Source organism: Sphingomonas sp. PP-CE-3A-406 (assembly GCF_003688625.1).
Lineage (GTDB): Bacteria > Pseudomonadota > Alphaproteobacteria > Sphingomonadales > Sphingomonadaceae > Sphingomonas.
Genome location: NZ_RCWY01000003.1, coordinates 1031023 through 1046878, shown reverse-complemented (window position 1 = coordinate 1046878; position 15856 = coordinate 1031023). Strand labels below are relative to the sequence as shown.

Genomic DNA, 15856 nt, shown 5'->3' with positions numbered 1-15856 from the left:
GCGATGGACCGCTTCAACCTGTCGCGCTGGGCGATCCGTCATCCCGCGCTCGTCGGCTTCCTGATCGCGTTGCTGTTCGCGGCCGGCGCCGCGCAGTTCTTCGCGCTGGGGCGCGACGAGGATCCGACCTTCACGCTGAAGGAGATGATCGTCGCGGCGTCGTGGCCTGGTGCGTCGCCGGTGCAGATGCGCGCGCAGGTCGCGGACCCGATCGAACGCCGGCTGCGGGCGACCGAAGACCTCGATTTTCTCCAGACCTACTGCGTCGACGGTGGCTGCGCGATCCGCGTTTCGCTGAAGGACAGCGCGCCGAAGGACCGCGTTCCGGTGATCTGGCAACAGGTCCGCAAGCAGCTGAAGGATCTCGAGCCGGGGCTTCCCGCGGAGGCAACAATTGCCGCCGACGACGACTATGCCGACGTCTACGGCTATGTCTTCACGCTGACCGGCGCGGACAATGCGCGATTGGTGGCGTTGGCCGAACAGGCACGCGACGCGATGCTGCGCATCCCCGGCGCGGGCAAGGTGCAGATCACCGGCGAGGTACCGCGCCGGCTGTTCGTCGATGTCGACTCTCGCCGGCTCGCCGCGCTGGGGCTATCGCCGGACGCCGTCGTGCAGGCGCTGGCAAAGCGCAGCAGCGTCGCCCCCGCTGGCGTGATCGAGCGGTCGATGCGTGTCCCCGTCCGGATCGGCGGTACGGTCGACGGCGTCGATACGGTCGAGAGCACCGCCATTCCCGGCGCGGACGGCACCATTCGCGTCGGCGACGTCGGCGTTGTCAGTAACGGGTACGCCGATCCGCCCGACGGGCTGGTCCGCCATGCGGCGAAGCCTGCGGTCGTGCTGGCGATAGCGATGGCGCCGGGTGCCGACGGGCTGGGCTTCGGCAAGCAATTGTCGCAGGTCGCTGCCACGTTCGGCCGCACGCTGCCCGCCGGCGTCACCATGACCCAGGTCGAGGACCAGAGCCAGAACATCCGCGAGGCGGTGAACGCGTTCCTCATCAAGTTCTTCTGCGCGCTGACGGTGGTGCTGCTGGTCGCGTTCGTGACGCTCGGCTGGCGGACCGGCGTGGTCGTCGCGCTGTCGGTGCCATTGACGCTGGCGATCGTCGCGCTGTTCATGGGGGCGAGCGGGATCGGGCTCGAGCGGATTTCGCTCGGCGCGCTGATCCTGTCGCTCGGGCTGCTGGTCGACGACGCGATCATCAGCGTCGAGGCGATGGTCGTCCAGCTCGAAAGGGGCGCGAGCCGGACCGATGCCGCCGCGTATGCCTGGACGCACACCGCGTTCCCGATGCTGACCGGCACGCTGCTGACGATCGTCGGCTTCCTGCCGGTCGGCTTCGCGCAATCGACCACCAGCGAATATGCCGGCGGGATCTTCTGGGTGACCGGGTCGGCGTTGCTGGTCAGCTGGGTCGTCGCGGTCGTGTTCACACCGTATCTGGGTGTGCGGCTGCTCCCCGAGGCGCACGCGCATCACGACGCGGACGCGATGTACGACACGCCGGTCTATCGACGACTGCGCAGCGTCGTCGATGCGTGCATGGCACGGCGCAAGACGGTGGTCGCGGTGACCGCGGCGCTGCTGGTCGCGAGTCTCGCAGGCGCGATGCTGGTCCGCCAGCAATTCTTCCCCGTATCGGACCGCCCCGAGATCATCGTCGACGTCAGCCTGCGACCGGGGTCCTCGCTTGCGGCAACCTCGGCGGCGGTGAAGCGGATCGAGGCGAGCATCGCCAAGGACCGCGATATCGCGCAGGCCGACAGCTATATCGGCCAGGGCTCGCCACGCTTCTATCTGCCTTACGGCCCCTCGCTGCCCGACCCGGCGACCGCGACGATGGTGCTGGTCGCGACCGACCTTCACGCCCGCGAACGCGTCATCGCGCGGCTGCTCGCGAACCACGCGTCCCCCGAGGCCAAGCTCCACATCCGCCGCCTGTCGCTCGGGCCGAGTGCGGGCTTTCCCGTACAATACCGCGTTATCGGCCCCGATCCGGAAATGTTGCGGACCATCGCCGCACGGCTGGAGGCGGTACTGCGCGCGACGCCGGGGACGACCGCGGTCCAGGCGGACTGGGGGACGCCGTCGGTCGCGATGCGGCTCGATCTCGACGCCGAGCGGGTCGCGCGGCTCGGGCTCGATCGCGCGCGGCTGGCGGGTGACGTCGCGACCATGATGTCGGGGCAGCCGGCGGGCGACGTGCTCCGCGGCACCAAGCGGATCGGTATCGTCGTGCGCGGCACGGCGGCGGATCGCGCCGATCCGGGGCGGCTCGCCGACATGGCGGTAAGCACGCCGGGCGGTCCGGTCCCGCTAGGCCAGGTCGCGCGGATCGGCGCGACCACCGAACAGCCGATCCTGTGGACGCGCAACGGCGAACTCTGCATGACCGTGCAGGCCGACATGACCGGCGACGTGCAGGCGTCCGAAGTCGTCGACGCCGCCGCCGCGCGCGTCGCCGCGATCGCGAAATCGCTGCCCGCAGGCTACCGGATCGAGGATGGCGGCGACAGCGAGTTGTCCGGCAAGGCGAACGACGCGATCTATGCGCTGCTGCCGGTCACCTTCGCGCTGATGCTCGTGCTGCTGATGATCCAGTTGCAGAGCATCGGCCGCACCTTGCTGGTGCTCGCGACCGCACCGCTCGGGCTGATCGGCGCGGTCGCCGCGCTGGTCGTGACGGGCGCGCCGTTCGGGTTCGTCGCGTTGCTCGGGCTGATCGCACTGGCGGGGATGATCATGCGCAATTCGATCATCCTGGTCGATCAGGTGACGCATAATCAGGCAGACGGCATGGATCTGCACGCGGCGATCCGGGCCGCGACGATCGGGCGGTCGCGCCCGGTCGTGCTGACCGCGCTGGCGGCGGTGCTCGCCTTCATTCCGCTGTGCTTCAACATCTTCTGGGGGCCGATGGCGATCGTGATGATCGGCGGGCTGATCGGCGCGACGATCCTCACGCTGGTCGCCCTGCCCGCGCTCTACGCGCTCGCGTTCGATCGCACATCCAGCCTTCCGCAGCAGGACCACCACGATGCATGATCCGAAAATCACGCGGGCATTGCCGCTGCTGTTCGCCGCCGCGCTGGCGGGGTGCACGGTCGGCCCGAACTTCACGCCCCCCGCGCCGATCCTGCCGCCGGTCTGGCAAGGGGCGACCCCGGTGTCGGCTAGCACCGATGCACGCTGGTGGCGCAGCTTCGATGATCCGGTGCTCGATGCGCTGGAGGCGCGCGCCGGCTCGGGCAATCTCGATATCGCGGCAGCGATCGAGCGGATCACCGCCGCGCGGATCGAACGGGGGCAGGCCCGCGCCGCCGGGGCGCCGCAGGTCGAGGGTCAGGCGGGCTACAGCCGCGAGCGGGTCGGCACCGCGGGGATCGCCTCGGTGACGCAGACGCTGCTCGGCGTCACCCCGACGACCGCCCCGCCGAAGGGCGTCGACTTCGATCTCTACAGCGTCGGCGTCGGCGCAAGCTGGGAACTCGACCTCTGGGGCGGTCATCGTCGCCAGGCAGAGGCGGCGCAGGCGTCGGTCGCAGCCACCGAAGCCGCCGCGCGCGGCGTACGCCTCTCGGTCGAGGCCGAGGTGGCGCGTACCTATGTCCAGCTACGCGGCCTGTGGGAAGAACGCCGCATCGCGCAGGACGGCGTCGGGCTCGCCGAGCGCAACGCCGCGATCGCACGCGCGCTGCTCAGCCGCGGTCTCGCGACGCCGATCGATCTTGCGGCGACCGAGGAGAAGCTGCGTGCGCTCCACGGCGATATCGTCGAGCTCGACCATCAGGCGGCGACGACGCAGCGCGCGCTGGCGATCCTGGTCGGGGCCACACCGGATACCGTCCCGTTCGACCGCACCGCGCTGGCACCGCTCAGGCCGCTCCCGGCGGTAGCGGTACGCCTGCCCTCCCAGGTCGCCCGGACCCGCCCCGATATCGTCGAGGCCGAGGCGCGGCTTCATGCGGCGACCGCGCAGATCGGCGTCGCGCAGGCCGATTTCTATCCCAAGGTCAGCCTGACCGGGCTGTTCGACATCGACGTGCTGAACCTAGCCGATTTCGGCTGGAACGCGCGCAGCACGAGCATCGGCCCCAGCCTGTCGCTGCCGATCTTCTCCGGCGGACGCTTGCAAAGGCAACTCGACCTGCGTCGGTCCGAAGACCGCAGCGCCGCGATCGCCTACCGCCAGACCGTCCTCAACGCCTGGCGCGAAGTCGACGACGCGCTGTCCGCAACGCGCGCCGCAACCGAACGCACCAGCCTCTACGATCGCGATCTTGCGTCGCGGCGCCAAACGGTCGCGATGGTCGAGGCCCGCTACGCCCGCGGCGATATCGGCGCACTACCCCTGCTCGACACACGCCAAGCGGCATTGTCGGCAGAGCTCGCGGCCGTTCGCCAGCGCGTCGCGTCGACGCTCGCGCACATCCAGCTCCACCGCGCGCTTGGCGGCTAGGACGGATGCCAGGCATCGCCGCTCGATCGTCGCATTCGGGTATGCGACGATCGAGCGGGTCAGTCCTGCTCGAGCCCCTGGATGATCGCCCGGTTCACGTCGATCAGGCCGTCGATGTCGTCGCGACCGGCCACGACCGTGCTCGTGAAGCGATCGACCCACAGGCCGAGCGATACGATCGAGGCGCGCAGGGAATCGGGCAGGCGGTTGCCGCGCGCCGCGCACGCCGTCGAGAAGGCGTTCCACACTTCGCGGTTGCGGAACAGGATCGCGGTCAGCGGCACGCCGACCACGCCGGCATCGCGTGCGGCGATCATCTCGCCGGTGATCTGGCGCATCAGCCGGCATTCGGTCGCGCGCGGGCTCTCGGTAATCGTGCGCGTGCGCTGATACGCGTTGAGGGACATCGGGGACGTGGACATCGGCTGCTCCGTTCGGTCTTTCCCCTATTCTAGGACGCAGCAGCGGCCGGCGGTGCCGGTTGCGTCCTATAAGATGGTCATGTCCCACTGCGGGGTTCCACAGGGGTCCGCTGCGGGCGGCACCACGGGACGCCATTTAGCCGGAAAGCCCGTCCCATGCAGACCATCCTGCCTCACCAGTTGCCGCACGCCCTGGATGGCCATCGCGGACTGTCGATGCTGTCGCTCGATTGTTTCGATACGCTGTTATGGCGCGATACCCACAGGCCGGCGGACATCTTCGCGTTGCTCGACGGCGTGTCGTCCGACCAGCGGATCCGTGCCGAAGCCGTCGCGCGGAAAGCACGATTGCTGGAACATCGCCGCTCGGGCGAAGTCACGCTGCGCGAAATCTACGCGGCGCTGCTCCCCGATGCCGATACCGCCACGCGCGAGCGTTATGTGAACCACGAGATCCTGGTCGAGGCGCAGCATTGCTACGCGTTCGCGCCGACCGTTGCGCTGATGCGTGAAGCCAAGCGGCGCGGGCTGAAGGTCGTGATCGTCAGCGACACCTATCTCGAACGCGATCAGCTCGAAACACTGATCCGCGCGGCGGCGGGCGACGAGGTCGCGGACCTGATCGACCGGATCGTCTGCTCGTGCGAGCATCGCAGCGCCAAGGCCGAAGCGTTGTTCGACGCCGTCCTGCGCCAGACCGCCGTCCGCGCCGACCGCATCCTGCACATCGGCGACAACCCGGTCGCGGACGCGGTGTCCGCGGCCCGCCACGGCCTGCGCGCGCTGCATCTGGTCCAGTTCACCGAGACCGCGGTCCAGCGCCACCGGCTCGAGCGGAGCGTCGCCACGCTCGTCGCCGGGCCGGACACGGATGCGATCTTCCAGCCGCACCGTGCCGCCGTCGCGCTCGGCGAGCCCGCGATCGAGGATCCCGCGGCGGCGCTCGGGTTCGCCACGTTGGGCCCGATCATGACGCCGTTCGCGCACTGGATCGCAACCGAAGCGGACGCGAACCAGGCCGAGCGCGGCGGCACCACGCATCTGCTGTTCCTGATGCGCGACGGCTTCCTGCCGCGGCTCGTGTTCGACGCAGCCTTTCCCGATCGCGCCACGCACGCGGTCGAGATCAGCCGCTTCACCGCGATCGCCGCGGGGCTCGGCCGCGACGGCGCCGCGCGACGGTTCGTGGTCGACGAGATCGGCGACGGATCGGGCAAGGATTTCCTCCGCCAGTTGCTGATCGACGCGGACGAAGCCGACGCGCTGGTCGCCGACGCTGCGACCAAGAACGGCGCCTATTCGCTCGCCGAAACGATCGGCGCCGCGCCTTGGGCCGAGCGCATCGCAGACCGTGGACGCGCGTTCGCCGACCGGTTGATCGCCTATATCCGCGCCCTCGTCGATCCCGCGCCCGGCGATACGCTGATGCTCGTCGATCTCGGCTATAACGGCAGCGTCCAGAACAATATCGAGGCCGTGCTGTCCGACGCGTTCGGGGTGCATGTCACCGGCCGCTACCTGCTGCTCGCGGAGACGTTGCCGAGCGGGCTCGACAAGTGCGGCATGATCGATGCGACCACCTACGACCAGGGCGTGCTCGACGCGCTGATCGGATCGATCGCCGTCGTCGAACAGCTCTGCACCGCGTCACAGGGGTCGGTGATCGACTATGCGGACGGCGTCGCGGTCCGCGGCACGCCCGGGATCAAGGGCCAGCAGAGCGAGGCGCGCGAACGCGTCCAGGCGGGCTGCGTCGTGTTTGCGCAGGCGGAGCGGTCAGCGACGATCCGCCGCCATGATCGCGATGCGGCCACAACGACGCAACCTGCGGCGGTCGCCGCGCTGGCCCGGTTGCTGTTCCTGCCGCTCCCGCACGAGATCGCGCTGTTCGCCCGCTTCGAACACGATGCCAATCTCGGTACCGATCACATGATCACGCTGTTCGATCCGGCGACCGCCAGCCGCGGTCTCCGCGAACGCGGGTTATTCTATCTCAAGAACAGCGACCGGATGTACCTGCCCGCCGAACTGCGCGGTCAGGGCCTGCCGACCAGCCTCGCCTACCTCGCACAGCGCCGCTTCGGGCTCGACCTCCGCTATGCCGATTTCTGCGATTCCGGGATCGATATCCCGGTGCTGATGGTCGACGGGCAGGATGCGTTCGCAGACAGCGTGCGCGCGACGCCGACGCACGACGGCTATCACGTCGCGGCGATCCCGGTCGGCGCGTGCCGCTACACGGTCGGCGTGCAGTTCGGCCGCGAGCATGAATGGCTGCAGATCGAGTCCGCGCATTTTCTCCCGGTCGAGGCGTTCCTCGTCGGCGATGCCAGGGCCAGCGCCCGGGCGATCCCCGCAATGCCGTCGTGCGAAGGGCTTGAACAGGTCGCCCCGCATCTGTTCCAGTGCACCGACCCCGACGCATTCCTGATGGTCCCGCCGCCGCCGCTCACGCCCGGCAGCGAAACCGTCCCGATGATGCTGGCGATCGTCTTCCGTCCGCTCGTGCCGCGCGATCCGGTCGCGCCGCGCACCGACCAGCACGCCCATGTGCTCGCAGGAGCCGTCGCATGAGCGAGCTGCTGATCCATTCGATGGCCGAATTCTCCGCGACCATCCTCGCCTGCCTGACCGCCGCGGACGCGCGCGACGTTGCCGAGATCGGCGCGGAGTTCGGCGGCATGTCGCACCGGCTTGCCGACCACCTCGCACCGATCGACGGCCATCTGACGAGCATCGACCCCTCCCCCGCGCCGGGCTTCGCCGCCTGGGCCGCCGCCACGCCCTGCGTCCGCCATATCGCGCAGCCGAGCCTCGACGCGGTGCCCGGGCTGGCGGGGATCGACGCATGGCTGATCGACGGCGATCACAACTACCACACCGTGTCGCGCGAACTCGCCGAGATCGATCGGATCGGACGCCGCGACGGCAAACCGCTGCTCGCCTTCCTCCATGACGTCGGCTGGCCGTGCGCGCGCCGCGACATGTATTACGCGCCCGACCGTATTCCCGCCGAGCACCGCCATGCGCACAGCTACACCGCGGGCGCATTGCTCGACCGCGACGACCTGACCCCCGGTCGCGGTTTCCGCGGCATGGGCCAGTTCGCGTTCGCGTTGCAGGCCGGCGGCCCGCGCAACGGCGTGCTGACCGCAGTCGAGGATTTCGTCGCCGACGCCACCACCGACGGTCGCGCGTTGGCCTTCGCCTATATCCCCGCGGTGTTCGGCCTGGGCGTCGTGTTCGCCGCCGACGCACCCTGGAGCGAGGCGGTCGCGGCGCTGCTGTTACCCCTCCACGACAATGCGTTGCTCGCCCGGATCGAGGAGAGCCGCCTGCGCAACTACCTCGCGGTAATCGATTGGCAGGACGGCCACATGACGCGCGACCATCCGGTCGCCGCTTAATGCCGCGCGCCGGACCGAAGGCCCTGCGGCCCTCCTATAACAATATAAACCCGGTACGAAGGAACGGTCGCGGACCATGGTAAATGGTATAGGTTTCATCATCATCCTCGCATGCGTGTTCGGCAGTTTCATCTGGTCCGGCGGCAAGATGGATATCGTGATGCACGCGCTGCCGCACGAGCTGGTCGCGATCGGCGGCGCGGCGATCGGCGCGTTCATCGTCTCCAACTCGGTGCCGACGGTGAAGCAGGCCGGCAAAGGTCTGCTCCGCACCTTCAAGGGCGGACGCTGGACCGAGAGCGACTATCGCGATCTGCTGACCCTGTTGTTCGGACTGCTGTCGACGTTCAAGCGGAGCGGCGCGATCGGGATCGAGCCGCATCTGGATACGCCGGCGGAAAGCCCGATCTTCAGCCGCTATCCGCGCATCCTCGCGGACCATCATCTGGTGGCGTTCATCTGCGATTATCTGCGGATGATGACGGTCAGCTTCGAGGATCCGCACCAAATCGCCGAGGCGATGGATAACGACATCGAGAACCATCACCACGAGGAGCTGGCGCCACAGCATGCGCTTCAGCTGATGGCCGACGGCCTGCCCGCCATCGGCATCGTCGCCGCGGTGCTAGGTGTCATCAAGACGATGGGATCGATCGACCAGCCGACCGACGTGCTCGGCGCGATGATCGGCGGCGCGCTGGTCGGCACCTTCCTCGGCGTGATGCTGGCCTATTGCCTGGTCGGTCCGCTCGCCGCGAAACTGCACGAGACGATCGACGCCGACGCCAAGCCGTTCCTGATCGTCAAGAGCGCGATCGTCGCGCACGCACAGGGCCTGCCGACGCAGGTCGCGATCGAGATCGCCCGCCGCATGACACCATCGACGAAGGCACCGACCTTCCAACAGTTAGAAACCGCCCTCGAGGAGGCGAAAAATGATTTCAACGCTCTCACCGCCTGACATGGCACTCGCCGCCACTGCAGACGCGAAACCCCCAGAGGATCGTACGCTGATACTTCCCGGCCAGTGCACCACGGTGCACGCGCAGGATATCGGGGTGCGCCTGGTCCTCGCGGCGGATTTCGACGGCGACATCGTGATCGACGCTTCGGGTGTCGAGAGCATCGGCCACGCGACGCTGCAGTTGCTGGTCGCCGCGCATGCCGATGCGATCGCCAACGGCCACAGCTTCACCATCGCCGCGCCCAGCCCCGCATTCGTGGAGCGCGTGACGGCCTGCAGACTGGCCGACGCCATCGGTCTCGACAACCAGAAGGAAATCCATTCGTGAGCAAGACCATCCTTACCGTCGACGACTCGGCGAGCATGCGGATGCTCCTGAAAGCGTCGTTGACCGCGCAGGGCTTCACCATCGAGGCGGCCAATGACGGCCGCCACGGTCTCGAGCGGATGCACGAGGTCAAGCCAGACCTGCTGATCACCGACATCAACATGCCGGAGATGGATGGGTTCGAGCTGATCGAGGCGGTTCGTGCGGTGCCCGAATTCCGCGGCCTGCCGATCCTGGTCCTGTCGACCGAATTCTCCGACGAGAAAAAGGCCCGCGCACGCGGCGCCGGCGCGACCGGCTGGATCACCAAGCCGTTCGACGCCGCCAAGCTGGGGACGGCGATCCGCCGGGTATGTCCATGAGCGACGATCTCGACGATATCCAGGCGATCTTCTTCGAGGAATGCGCCGAAGGTCTGACGACCGCGGAGACCGGCCTGTCCGCGATGAATGCAGGCGACGTGTCGGCCGGCGTGATCGCGGGCGTGTTCCGCGCGGTCCATTCGATCAAGGGTGGTGCCGGCGCGTTCGGCCACGCCGCGCTGACCGCCTTCTCGCACCGGTTCGAGAACGTCCTCGACGAGGTTCGCGCAGGCCGCATCGCGCCGACCCCCGGCGTCACCGGCGTCATGCTGACCGCGTTCGACATCCTGTCGGATCACGTCGCCGCCGCGCAGGGCACGCGCGGCCTCCCGAACGATGCCGCAGCCCTGGAGGCGCTCGACGAGGTCCTCAAGAACGGCGGCGCGCCGGATGCGACAGCGCCGGTCGTCGCCCCCGCCCCTGCTGCTCCCGTGGAGGTCGATGCCGATCCGTTCGGCTTCGTGCCGATCGCCGGCGCGATCGAATCGTTCGATCCGTTCGGGTTCGAGCCCGTCGGTGTCTCGCTCGACGACTTCGACAGCGCCCCCGACGTCGTCGCGCCCTGGACGGTGACGTTCCTGCCGTCCAACGGCGCGCTTTCCAACGGCGGCGAGCCGATGTTGATCATCCGCGAACTCGAACTGCTCGGCGGCTCGGTGATCGGCGCGGACCTGTCGCGCCTGCCCTCGCTCCGCGACATGGATCCCGAGCACAGCTATATCGGCTGGACCGTCAGCGTACCCGCGACGATCGAGGAATCGGCGATCACCGACTGCTTCGATTTCGTCGATCCGGATTCGGTCGTCACGATCGTCCGCGGTGACAGCGTCGCCCCGGCGGTACCCGCTCCGGTGACGCAGGCGCCGCCGCCCGTCGCGCCGGTCGTATCGATCGCCAGCATCGCGCCGCCCGCCGTTCCGGTTGCCGTCAAAATGGCCGCACCCGCCAGCCCGGAAGCGCCGCGCGTCGAGCCTGCGTCGCAGACGATCCGCGTCGAACTGACCAAGCTCGACATGCTGCTCAACCTCGTCGGCGAACTCGTCATCCGCGGCTCGATCCTCGCCGATCGCCTGAGCCCGAAGGACCAGGAACGCGTCGAACTGCCGCAGCTTTCGCGGCTGACGCGCGAGATCCAGGACACGGTGATGTCGCTGCGCGCGCAGCCGATCAAGCAGTCGTTCAGCCGCGTGCCGCGCATGCTCCGCGATCTGGCGACTGAAACCGGCAAGCTCGTGACGCTCGAGACGACCGGCGAGATGACCGAGGTCGACAAGGGCGTGATCGAGAAGATCGGCGATCCGCTGACCCACATGATCCGCAACGCGGTCGATCACGGCATCGAAAGCCCGGCCGACCGGATCGCCTGCGGCAAGCCGCCCGAGGGCACGATCCGCCTGTCCGCCGAACAGAAGGGCGCGCGGATTTTCGTCCGGGTCGCCGACGACGGCGCCGGTATCGACCGCGTCCGCGTCCGCGCCAAGGCGGTCGAGAAGGGCATCGTCGCTGCCGACGCGGTCCTGTCCGACGAGGAGATCGATCAGCTGATCTGCGCGCCAGGATTTTCCACCGCGGAGACGATCTCGAACATCTCGGGTCGCGGCGTCGGCATGGACGTGGTCCGCTCGAACGTCGAGGCGCTCGGCGGCCGCGTCGAGATCAGCTCGGTGCCCGGCAAGGGTACCACCTTCACGATGGTGCTGCCGCTGACGCTCGCCATCCTCGAGGGGATGATCGTGCGGCTCGCCGGCCAGCGCTTCGTGCTGCCGCTCGCCAACGTCGTCGAGACCGTCCAGCCCGAACCCGGCCAGGTCCGCCCGACCACGACCACCGGCGAGGTGATCGAACTGCGCGGCAACTACGTCCCCGTCCGCCGGCTCACCCGCACCTTCGGGTTCGCCGACAACGACGCCCGCTCGCCCGAGGAATCGCTGGTCATCATCGTCGAGAGCGAGACCGCCGGCCATGTCGGGCTGATGGTCGACACGATCGACGACCGCCGCGAGGTCGTCATCAAGAGCCTCGAGCAGAACCTGCATCCGATCCGCGGGCTCGGCGGCGCAACGATTCTCGGCGACGGCTCGATCGCGCTGATCCTCGACATCGAAGCGCTCGTCGGTCCGTCTTCCTCCGTTCGCCACATCACCAAAGGACTCGCCGCATGACCACGACCAACGCCCCGGGTGAACGCAAGATCGTCACCTTCTCGCTCGGCACGCAGATCTTCGGGATCGACATGTCGTCGCTGATCGAGATCCGCGAATGGGACGAGCCGACCCCGCTTCCCGGCGTCCCCGACTATATCAAGGGCGTCACCAACCTGCGCGGGACCGTCGTCCCCGTCATCGGCCTCGCCGAGCGCCTCGGATGGGAGCCGAGCGCGATCCACTCGCGGTCGTGCATCCTGGTCGTCAGCATCGCCGGCAAGCAGGCCGGGTTCCTGGTAGACGAAGTGTCGGACATCGTCCTGATCGATGCCAACGAGATCCGCCCCGCGCCCGACGTCGAGATCGGCGAACCCAGCGTGATCGCCGGCCTGGTCAAGACGCAGACCCGCGCCTCCGAAGCGCAGGGCGCTGCCGGCGACATCATGGTCCTGCTGCTCGATCTCGAGGCGCTCGGTCTGACCCGGCAGATGGATATCGCGGCGTGACCACTGCCACCCTGCCAGGTGGAGCCGACGTCGCCGGTTCGGGGAGCGGTCCGCCGCTCGCCGCCGCCGAGTTCGCCGCGATCGCGACGATCATGCAGAGCGACGCGCGGATCCACCTGACCGATATCAAGAAGACGCTGGTCCACGGCCGCTTGTCGCGTCGCCTGCGGATGCACGGTCTCGCCAATTTCCGCGATTATGTGCGTCTGGTTCAGACCAACAAGGAGGAACGCGCGGCGATGGTCGTCGCGCTGACCACCAACCACACGCATTTCTTCCGTGAAAACCATCATTTCGAGCATTTCCGCAACGTCGTCATCCCGACGCTCAAACAGCGCGTGCGAACCGCTCCGGTTCGGATCTGGTCGGCGGGCTGTTCGAGCGGCGAGGAAGTGTATTCGATCGCGATGTGCCTGCTCGGGCGCGACCGCTCGGCGGCCGGATGGCTGCGCGACGCCGACCTGAAGCTGCTGGCGACCGACCTTGCACCGCACGTCGTCGAAAGCGTCCGCCGCGCGACCTATGCGGAACAGACCGTTGCGGCGATCCCCGCCGACTATCGGTCGGCATGGGTCAAGCCCGCGCCCGGTGGCGAGTTCGAGATCGCCGCAGAGGCGCGCGCGCTGGTCCAGGCGCGCGTGCTCAACCTGTTCGACGCCTGGCCGATGCGCCAGCGCTACGACGCGATCTTCTGCCGCAACGTGATGATCTATTTCGACGATCGCGCGAAGGCGGAGCTCGAGGAACGGCTGGTCGACCTGCTCGTCCCCGGTGGCCATCTGTACATCGGCCATTCGGAACGACTGTTCGGGTCCGCCGCGCAGATCATGCAGAGCTGCGGCCAGACCATCTACGTCAAGCAGGGGGGACAATAATGCGGCGCATCCGTACGCTGATCGTCGACGACAGCGCCGCAATCCGCGCCGCGCTCAACCGCGTGCTGTCCGCCGATCCCGAGATCGAGGTGGTCGGCATGGCCCCCGAGCCGAGCATCGCGCGACAGATGATCAAGGATCTCGAACCCGACGTCATCACGCTCGACATCGAGATGCCGGGGATGGACGGCCTGTCGTTCCTCGAACGCATCATGCGGTTGCGGCCAATGCCGGTCGTCATGTGCTCGACGCTGACCGCGCAGGGTGCGGCGGTGACGATCGAGGCGCTCCGGCTGGGCGCGGTAGACTGCATCGCCAAGCCGTCGGGCAATCCCGAGGAACTGGCGCGCGATGCGGCGCTGTTGCGTGCAACGGTCAAGGCTGCGGCGCGGTCTGCGGTCCGCGTCACGCCGACCGTCCGTCCCGCGAAAATGACGGTGCAGTCGCGCGACGACGTGGTGATCGCGATCGGGGCGTCGACCGGCGGCGTCGAGGCGCTGTTCTCGCTGCTCGCGGCACTACCGCCCGGTTGCCCGCCGATCCTGATCGTCCAGCACATGCCCGGCACGTTCACCGCGAGTTTCGCCGAACGGCTCGACCGCGAATGTCGGATTACGGTGCGCGAAGCGGTCGACGGAAGCCCGTTGATGCCCGGAACCGCCTATATTGCACCTGGTGGGCCGCGACACATGGAGCTCGTCGGTGGTGCCCGGGGGGTCGTTCGCCTCAAGGCCGACGATCTCGTCAGCGGCCATCGTCCGTCGGTCGACATCCTCTTCCGGTCGGTCGCCAAACGCGGCGCCCAGGCGGTCGGGGTGATCCTGACCGGGATGGGATCCGACGGTGCCGAGGGGCTGCTGCAAATGCGTCAGGCGGGCGCGCGGACCTTCGGCCAGTCGAAGGACACCTGCGTCGTCTACGGCATGCCGCGGTCGGCGGTCGAACTTGGCGCGGTCGAGCGTGAATTGAGTCTGTCTGCACTGCCCGAGGCGATCCTCGCGGCGTGCGGCAAGTAAACACAGGGATTGGAAGACGATGCCGGCTGCATCTCAAATCAAGGTCATGGTCGTGGACGATCAGGCCAGTATGCGCGCGATGATCCGCCGGTCCCTTCAGGACCTGGGATTTCGCGACGTGCGCGACAAGGGCGGTGCGCCCGAAGCGCTCGCGGCGGTCAGGAGCGACCGCGTGCATCTCATCATCTCGGACTACAACATGCCCGACATGGACGGTCTGCAGTTCCTCGAGGAAGTGCGCAACGATCCGGTGATCGGCAAGACGGTGTTCATCATGCTCACCGGCTCGTCCGATCGCGAGATCGTCCAGAAGGCCGCGGCGCTCGGCGTGAACAATTATCTCGTCAAGCCGTTCGCCCCGGCCGCGCTGAAGGAAAAGATCGAGCGCGTCTTCGGCGCGTTGGCCTGATCGGCATGCGCAGGATCCCCCTTATCCAGGGCGACCATATGGCGATGGCCGAGCCGGACACGATGCTGACGACGTTGCTCGGTTCGTGCATCGCGGTGTGCCTGTACGATGCCAAGGCGCGGGTCGGCGGCATGAACCATTTCCTGCTCGGCGAGCCGGAAGCGGGTCATGCCGTCGGGATCCAGGACCGCCAGCGCTACGGCGTCCACGCGATGGAGCTGCTGATCAACGCGATGATGAAGAAGGGCGCGATGCGGTCGCGGCTGCGCGCGCACATCTATGGCGGCGCCAAGATCATCGCCGGGCTCGGTGGGATCGGCCAGGACAACGCCGCGTTCGCACGCCGCTTCATCGAGACCGAGGGCTTCGCGATCGGCCATGTCGATGTCGGCGGCGTCTGCGCGCGGAAGATCGAGTTCCTGCCGTTCGAGGGCAAGGCACGGTCGACCTGCGTCGCCGAAGCCGTGCCGGTTCGTCCGGTCATCCGTCCGCCGATGCCCGAATCCGAAGGCGAACTCGAACTCTTCTGATGTCCGGAAGTGTTCGGACTGCCCCACCCACCCCGCCAGACAACCAGAGTGCGCGCATCATGATCCAGTCCCCTTCCCATGCGGCCCTGCACATCGCTCTGGCGAGCGAGCTGCGTCGCGTCAGTGCGCTCGTCGAGCAGCTCGCCGAAACGCTGGTCGGCGACGAGGACTTCGTGATGCGGCATATCGACCAGCTTCAGGTGTTCGACCTGATCGTGCAGAGCGCCGACGAAAGCGCCGCGGTGCTCGACCGCGTCGCGGGGGGAATCACCCCCGACGCCGCGATCGCGCCGGTCCGCTTGAGCGCGATCCAGGGCCGGCTCCACGCCGCACTTGCGCTCGTGGCGATGCCGCACGCCCCCACCGCGCACGACCTCGCCGCGCATACCCCGGTCGCGCACGCGCTCGCCGCGCAGGCCGCCTGA

The 15856-nt window shown here is 68.2% G+C and carries 15 protein-coding genes; 14 read left to right on the top strand and 1 reads right to left on the bottom strand.

Translation table 11 applies throughout. The annotated features are described in order from the left end of the window. Positions 1–3 precede the first annotated feature (3 nt). Positions 4–3054, top strand: coding sequence for an efflux RND transporter permease subunit (locus C8J44_RS16740; protein WP_121905354.1), 3051 nt, complete (start codon positions 4–6; stop codon positions 3052–3054). Further along, positions 3047–4468, top strand: a complete 1422-nt coding sequence (locus C8J44_RS16735; RefSeq protein ID WP_121905353.1) for an efflux transporter outer membrane subunit — start codon at positions 3047–3049, stop codon at positions 4466–4468. The genes C8J44_RS16740 and C8J44_RS16735 overlap by 8 nt, the downstream gene beginning before the upstream one ends. Before the next feature lie 59 nt (positions 4469–4527). Here C8J44_RS16735 and C8J44_RS16730 read toward each other — a convergent pair whose 3' ends face one another. Beyond that, positions 4528–4890 (bottom strand): flagellar biosynthesis regulator FlaF, encoded by a 363-nt coding sequence (locus tag C8J44_RS16730; RefSeq protein WP_404969223.1) that lies wholly within the window; start codon positions 4888–4890, stop codon positions 4528–4530. Between the two features lie 156 nt (positions 4891–5046). Here C8J44_RS16730 and C8J44_RS18335 point away from each other — a divergent pair, with 156 nt between their 5' ends. The 12 genes from C8J44_RS18335 to C8J44_RS16670 all read left to right on the top strand — a co-directional run bounded on the left by C8J44_RS18335 (position 5047) and on the right by C8J44_RS16670 (position 15856). After that, the gene (locus C8J44_RS18335; RefSeq protein ID WP_147453223.1) at positions 5047–7464 is read left to right on the top strand and encodes an HAD family hydrolase; all 2418 of its coding nucleotides are present in this window, start codon (positions 5047–5049) and stop codon (positions 7462–7464) included. Then, positions 7461–8297 carry a class I SAM-dependent methyltransferase gene (locus C8J44_RS16720; protein WP_121905352.1) on the top strand — a complete coding sequence of 279 codons (837 nt, stop codon included), beginning with the start codon at positions 7461–7463 and terminating at the stop codon, positions 8295–8297. The genes C8J44_RS18335 and C8J44_RS16720 overlap by 4 nt, the downstream gene beginning before the upstream one ends. 76 nt (positions 8298–8373) lie before the next feature. Beyond that, on the top strand, positions 8374–9258 hold the full coding sequence (motA, locus tag C8J44_RS16715; protein WP_056055714.1) for a flagellar motor stator protein MotA: 885 nt from the start codon (positions 8374–8376) through the stop codon (positions 9256–9258). Then, the gene (locus C8J44_RS16710; RefSeq protein WP_082444452.1) at positions 9233–9589 is read left to right on the top strand and encodes an STAS domain-containing protein; all 357 of its coding nucleotides are present in this window, start codon (positions 9233–9235) and stop codon (positions 9587–9589) included. The genes motA and C8J44_RS16710 overlap by 26 nt, the downstream gene beginning before the upstream one ends. Beyond that, complete coding sequence (locus C8J44_RS16705) at positions 9586–9951, top strand: response regulator (protein ID WP_056055708.1); 366 nt, start codon at positions 9586–9588, stop codon at positions 9949–9951. Before C8J44_RS16710 ends, C8J44_RS16705 begins: the two co-directional genes overlap by 4 nt. Next, a complete protein-coding gene (locus C8J44_RS16700) occupies positions 9948–12113 on the top strand; it encodes a chemotaxis protein CheA (protein WP_121905351.1) in 2166 nt (721 codons plus the stop codon). Before C8J44_RS16705 ends, C8J44_RS16700 begins: the two co-directional genes overlap by 4 nt. Further along, entirely contained in the window at positions 12110–12601 is a 492-nt protein-coding gene (locus C8J44_RS16695; RefSeq protein ID WP_056055703.1) for a chemotaxis protein CheW, read from the top strand. Before C8J44_RS16700 ends, C8J44_RS16695 begins: the two co-directional genes overlap by 4 nt. Then, a complete protein-coding gene (locus C8J44_RS16690; protein WP_060527503.1) occupies positions 12598–13476 on the top strand; it encodes a protein-glutamate O-methyltransferase CheR in 879 nt (292 codons plus the stop codon). Before C8J44_RS16695 ends, C8J44_RS16690 begins: the two co-directional genes overlap by 4 nt. Continuing rightward, complete coding sequence (locus C8J44_RS16685) at positions 13476–14492, top strand: chemotaxis response regulator protein-glutamate methylesterase (protein ID WP_121905350.1); 1017 nt, start codon at positions 13476–13478, stop codon at positions 14490–14492. Before C8J44_RS16690 ends, C8J44_RS16685 begins: the two co-directional genes overlap by 1 nt. Before the next feature lie 19 nt (positions 14493–14511). Further along, a complete protein-coding gene (locus tag C8J44_RS16680; RefSeq protein WP_056055692.1) occupies positions 14512–14901 on the top strand; it encodes a response regulator in 390 nt (129 codons plus the stop codon). Between the two features lie 5 nt (positions 14902–14906). Next, positions 14907–15431, top strand: coding sequence for a chemotaxis protein CheD (locus C8J44_RS16675; RefSeq protein ID WP_121905349.1), 525 nt, complete (start codon positions 14907–14909; stop codon positions 15429–15431). Positions 15432–15490: 59 nt separating this feature from the next. After that, the gene (locus tag C8J44_RS16670; protein WP_183128815.1) at positions 15491–15856 is read left to right on the top strand and encodes a hypothetical protein; all 366 of its coding nucleotides are present in this window, start codon (positions 15491–15493) and stop codon (positions 15854–15856) included.

What these genes read in the sequence shown, in the direction of transcription:
- C8J44_RS16740 (WP_121905354.1), top strand. Translation starts at nt 4, where the DNA reads ATGGACCGCTTCAACCTGTCGCGCTGGGCGATCCGTCATCCCGCGCTC.
- C8J44_RS16735 (WP_121905353.1), top strand. Translation starts at nt 3,047, where the DNA reads ATGCATGATCCGAAAATCACGCGGGCATTGCCGCTGCTGTTCGCCGCC.
- C8J44_RS16730 (WP_404969223.1), bottom strand. Translation starts at nt 4,890, where the DNA reads ATGTCCACGTCCCCGATGTCCCTCAACGCGTATCAGCGCACGCGCACG.
- C8J44_RS18335 (WP_147453223.1), top strand. Translation starts at nt 5,047, where the DNA reads ATGCAGACCATCCTGCCTCACCAGTTGCCGCACGCCCTGGATGGCCAT.
- C8J44_RS16720 (WP_121905352.1), top strand. Translation starts at nt 7,461, where the DNA reads ATGAGCGAGCTGCTGATCCATTCGATGGCCGAATTCTCCGCGACCATC.
- motA (WP_056055714.1), top strand. Translation starts at nt 8,374, where the DNA reads ATGGTAAATGGTATAGGTTTCATCATCATCCTCGCATGCGTGTTCGGC.
- C8J44_RS16710 (WP_082444452.1), top strand. Translation starts at nt 9,233, where the DNA reads ATGATTTCAACGCTCTCACCGCCTGACATGGCACTCGCCGCCACTGCA.
- C8J44_RS16700 (WP_121905351.1), top strand. Translation starts at nt 9,948, where the DNA reads ATGAGCGACGATCTCGACGATATCCAGGCGATCTTCTTCGAGGAATGC.
- C8J44_RS16695 (WP_056055703.1), top strand. Translation starts at nt 12,110, where the DNA reads ATGACCACGACCAACGCCCCGGGTGAACGCAAGATCGTCACCTTCTCG.
- C8J44_RS16685 (WP_121905350.1), top strand. Translation starts at nt 13,476, where the DNA reads ATGCGGCGCATCCGTACGCTGATCGTCGACGACAGCGCCGCAATCCGC.
- C8J44_RS16680 (WP_056055692.1), top strand. Translation starts at nt 14,512, where the DNA reads ATGCCGGCTGCATCTCAAATCAAGGTCATGGTCGTGGACGATCAGGCC.
- C8J44_RS16675 (WP_121905349.1), top strand. Translation starts at nt 14,907, where the DNA reads ATGCGCAGGATCCCCCTTATCCAGGGCGACCATATGGCGATGGCCGAG.
- C8J44_RS16670 (WP_183128815.1), top strand. Translation starts at nt 15,491, where the DNA reads ATGATCCAGTCCCCTTCCCATGCGGCCCTGCACATCGCTCTGGCGAGC.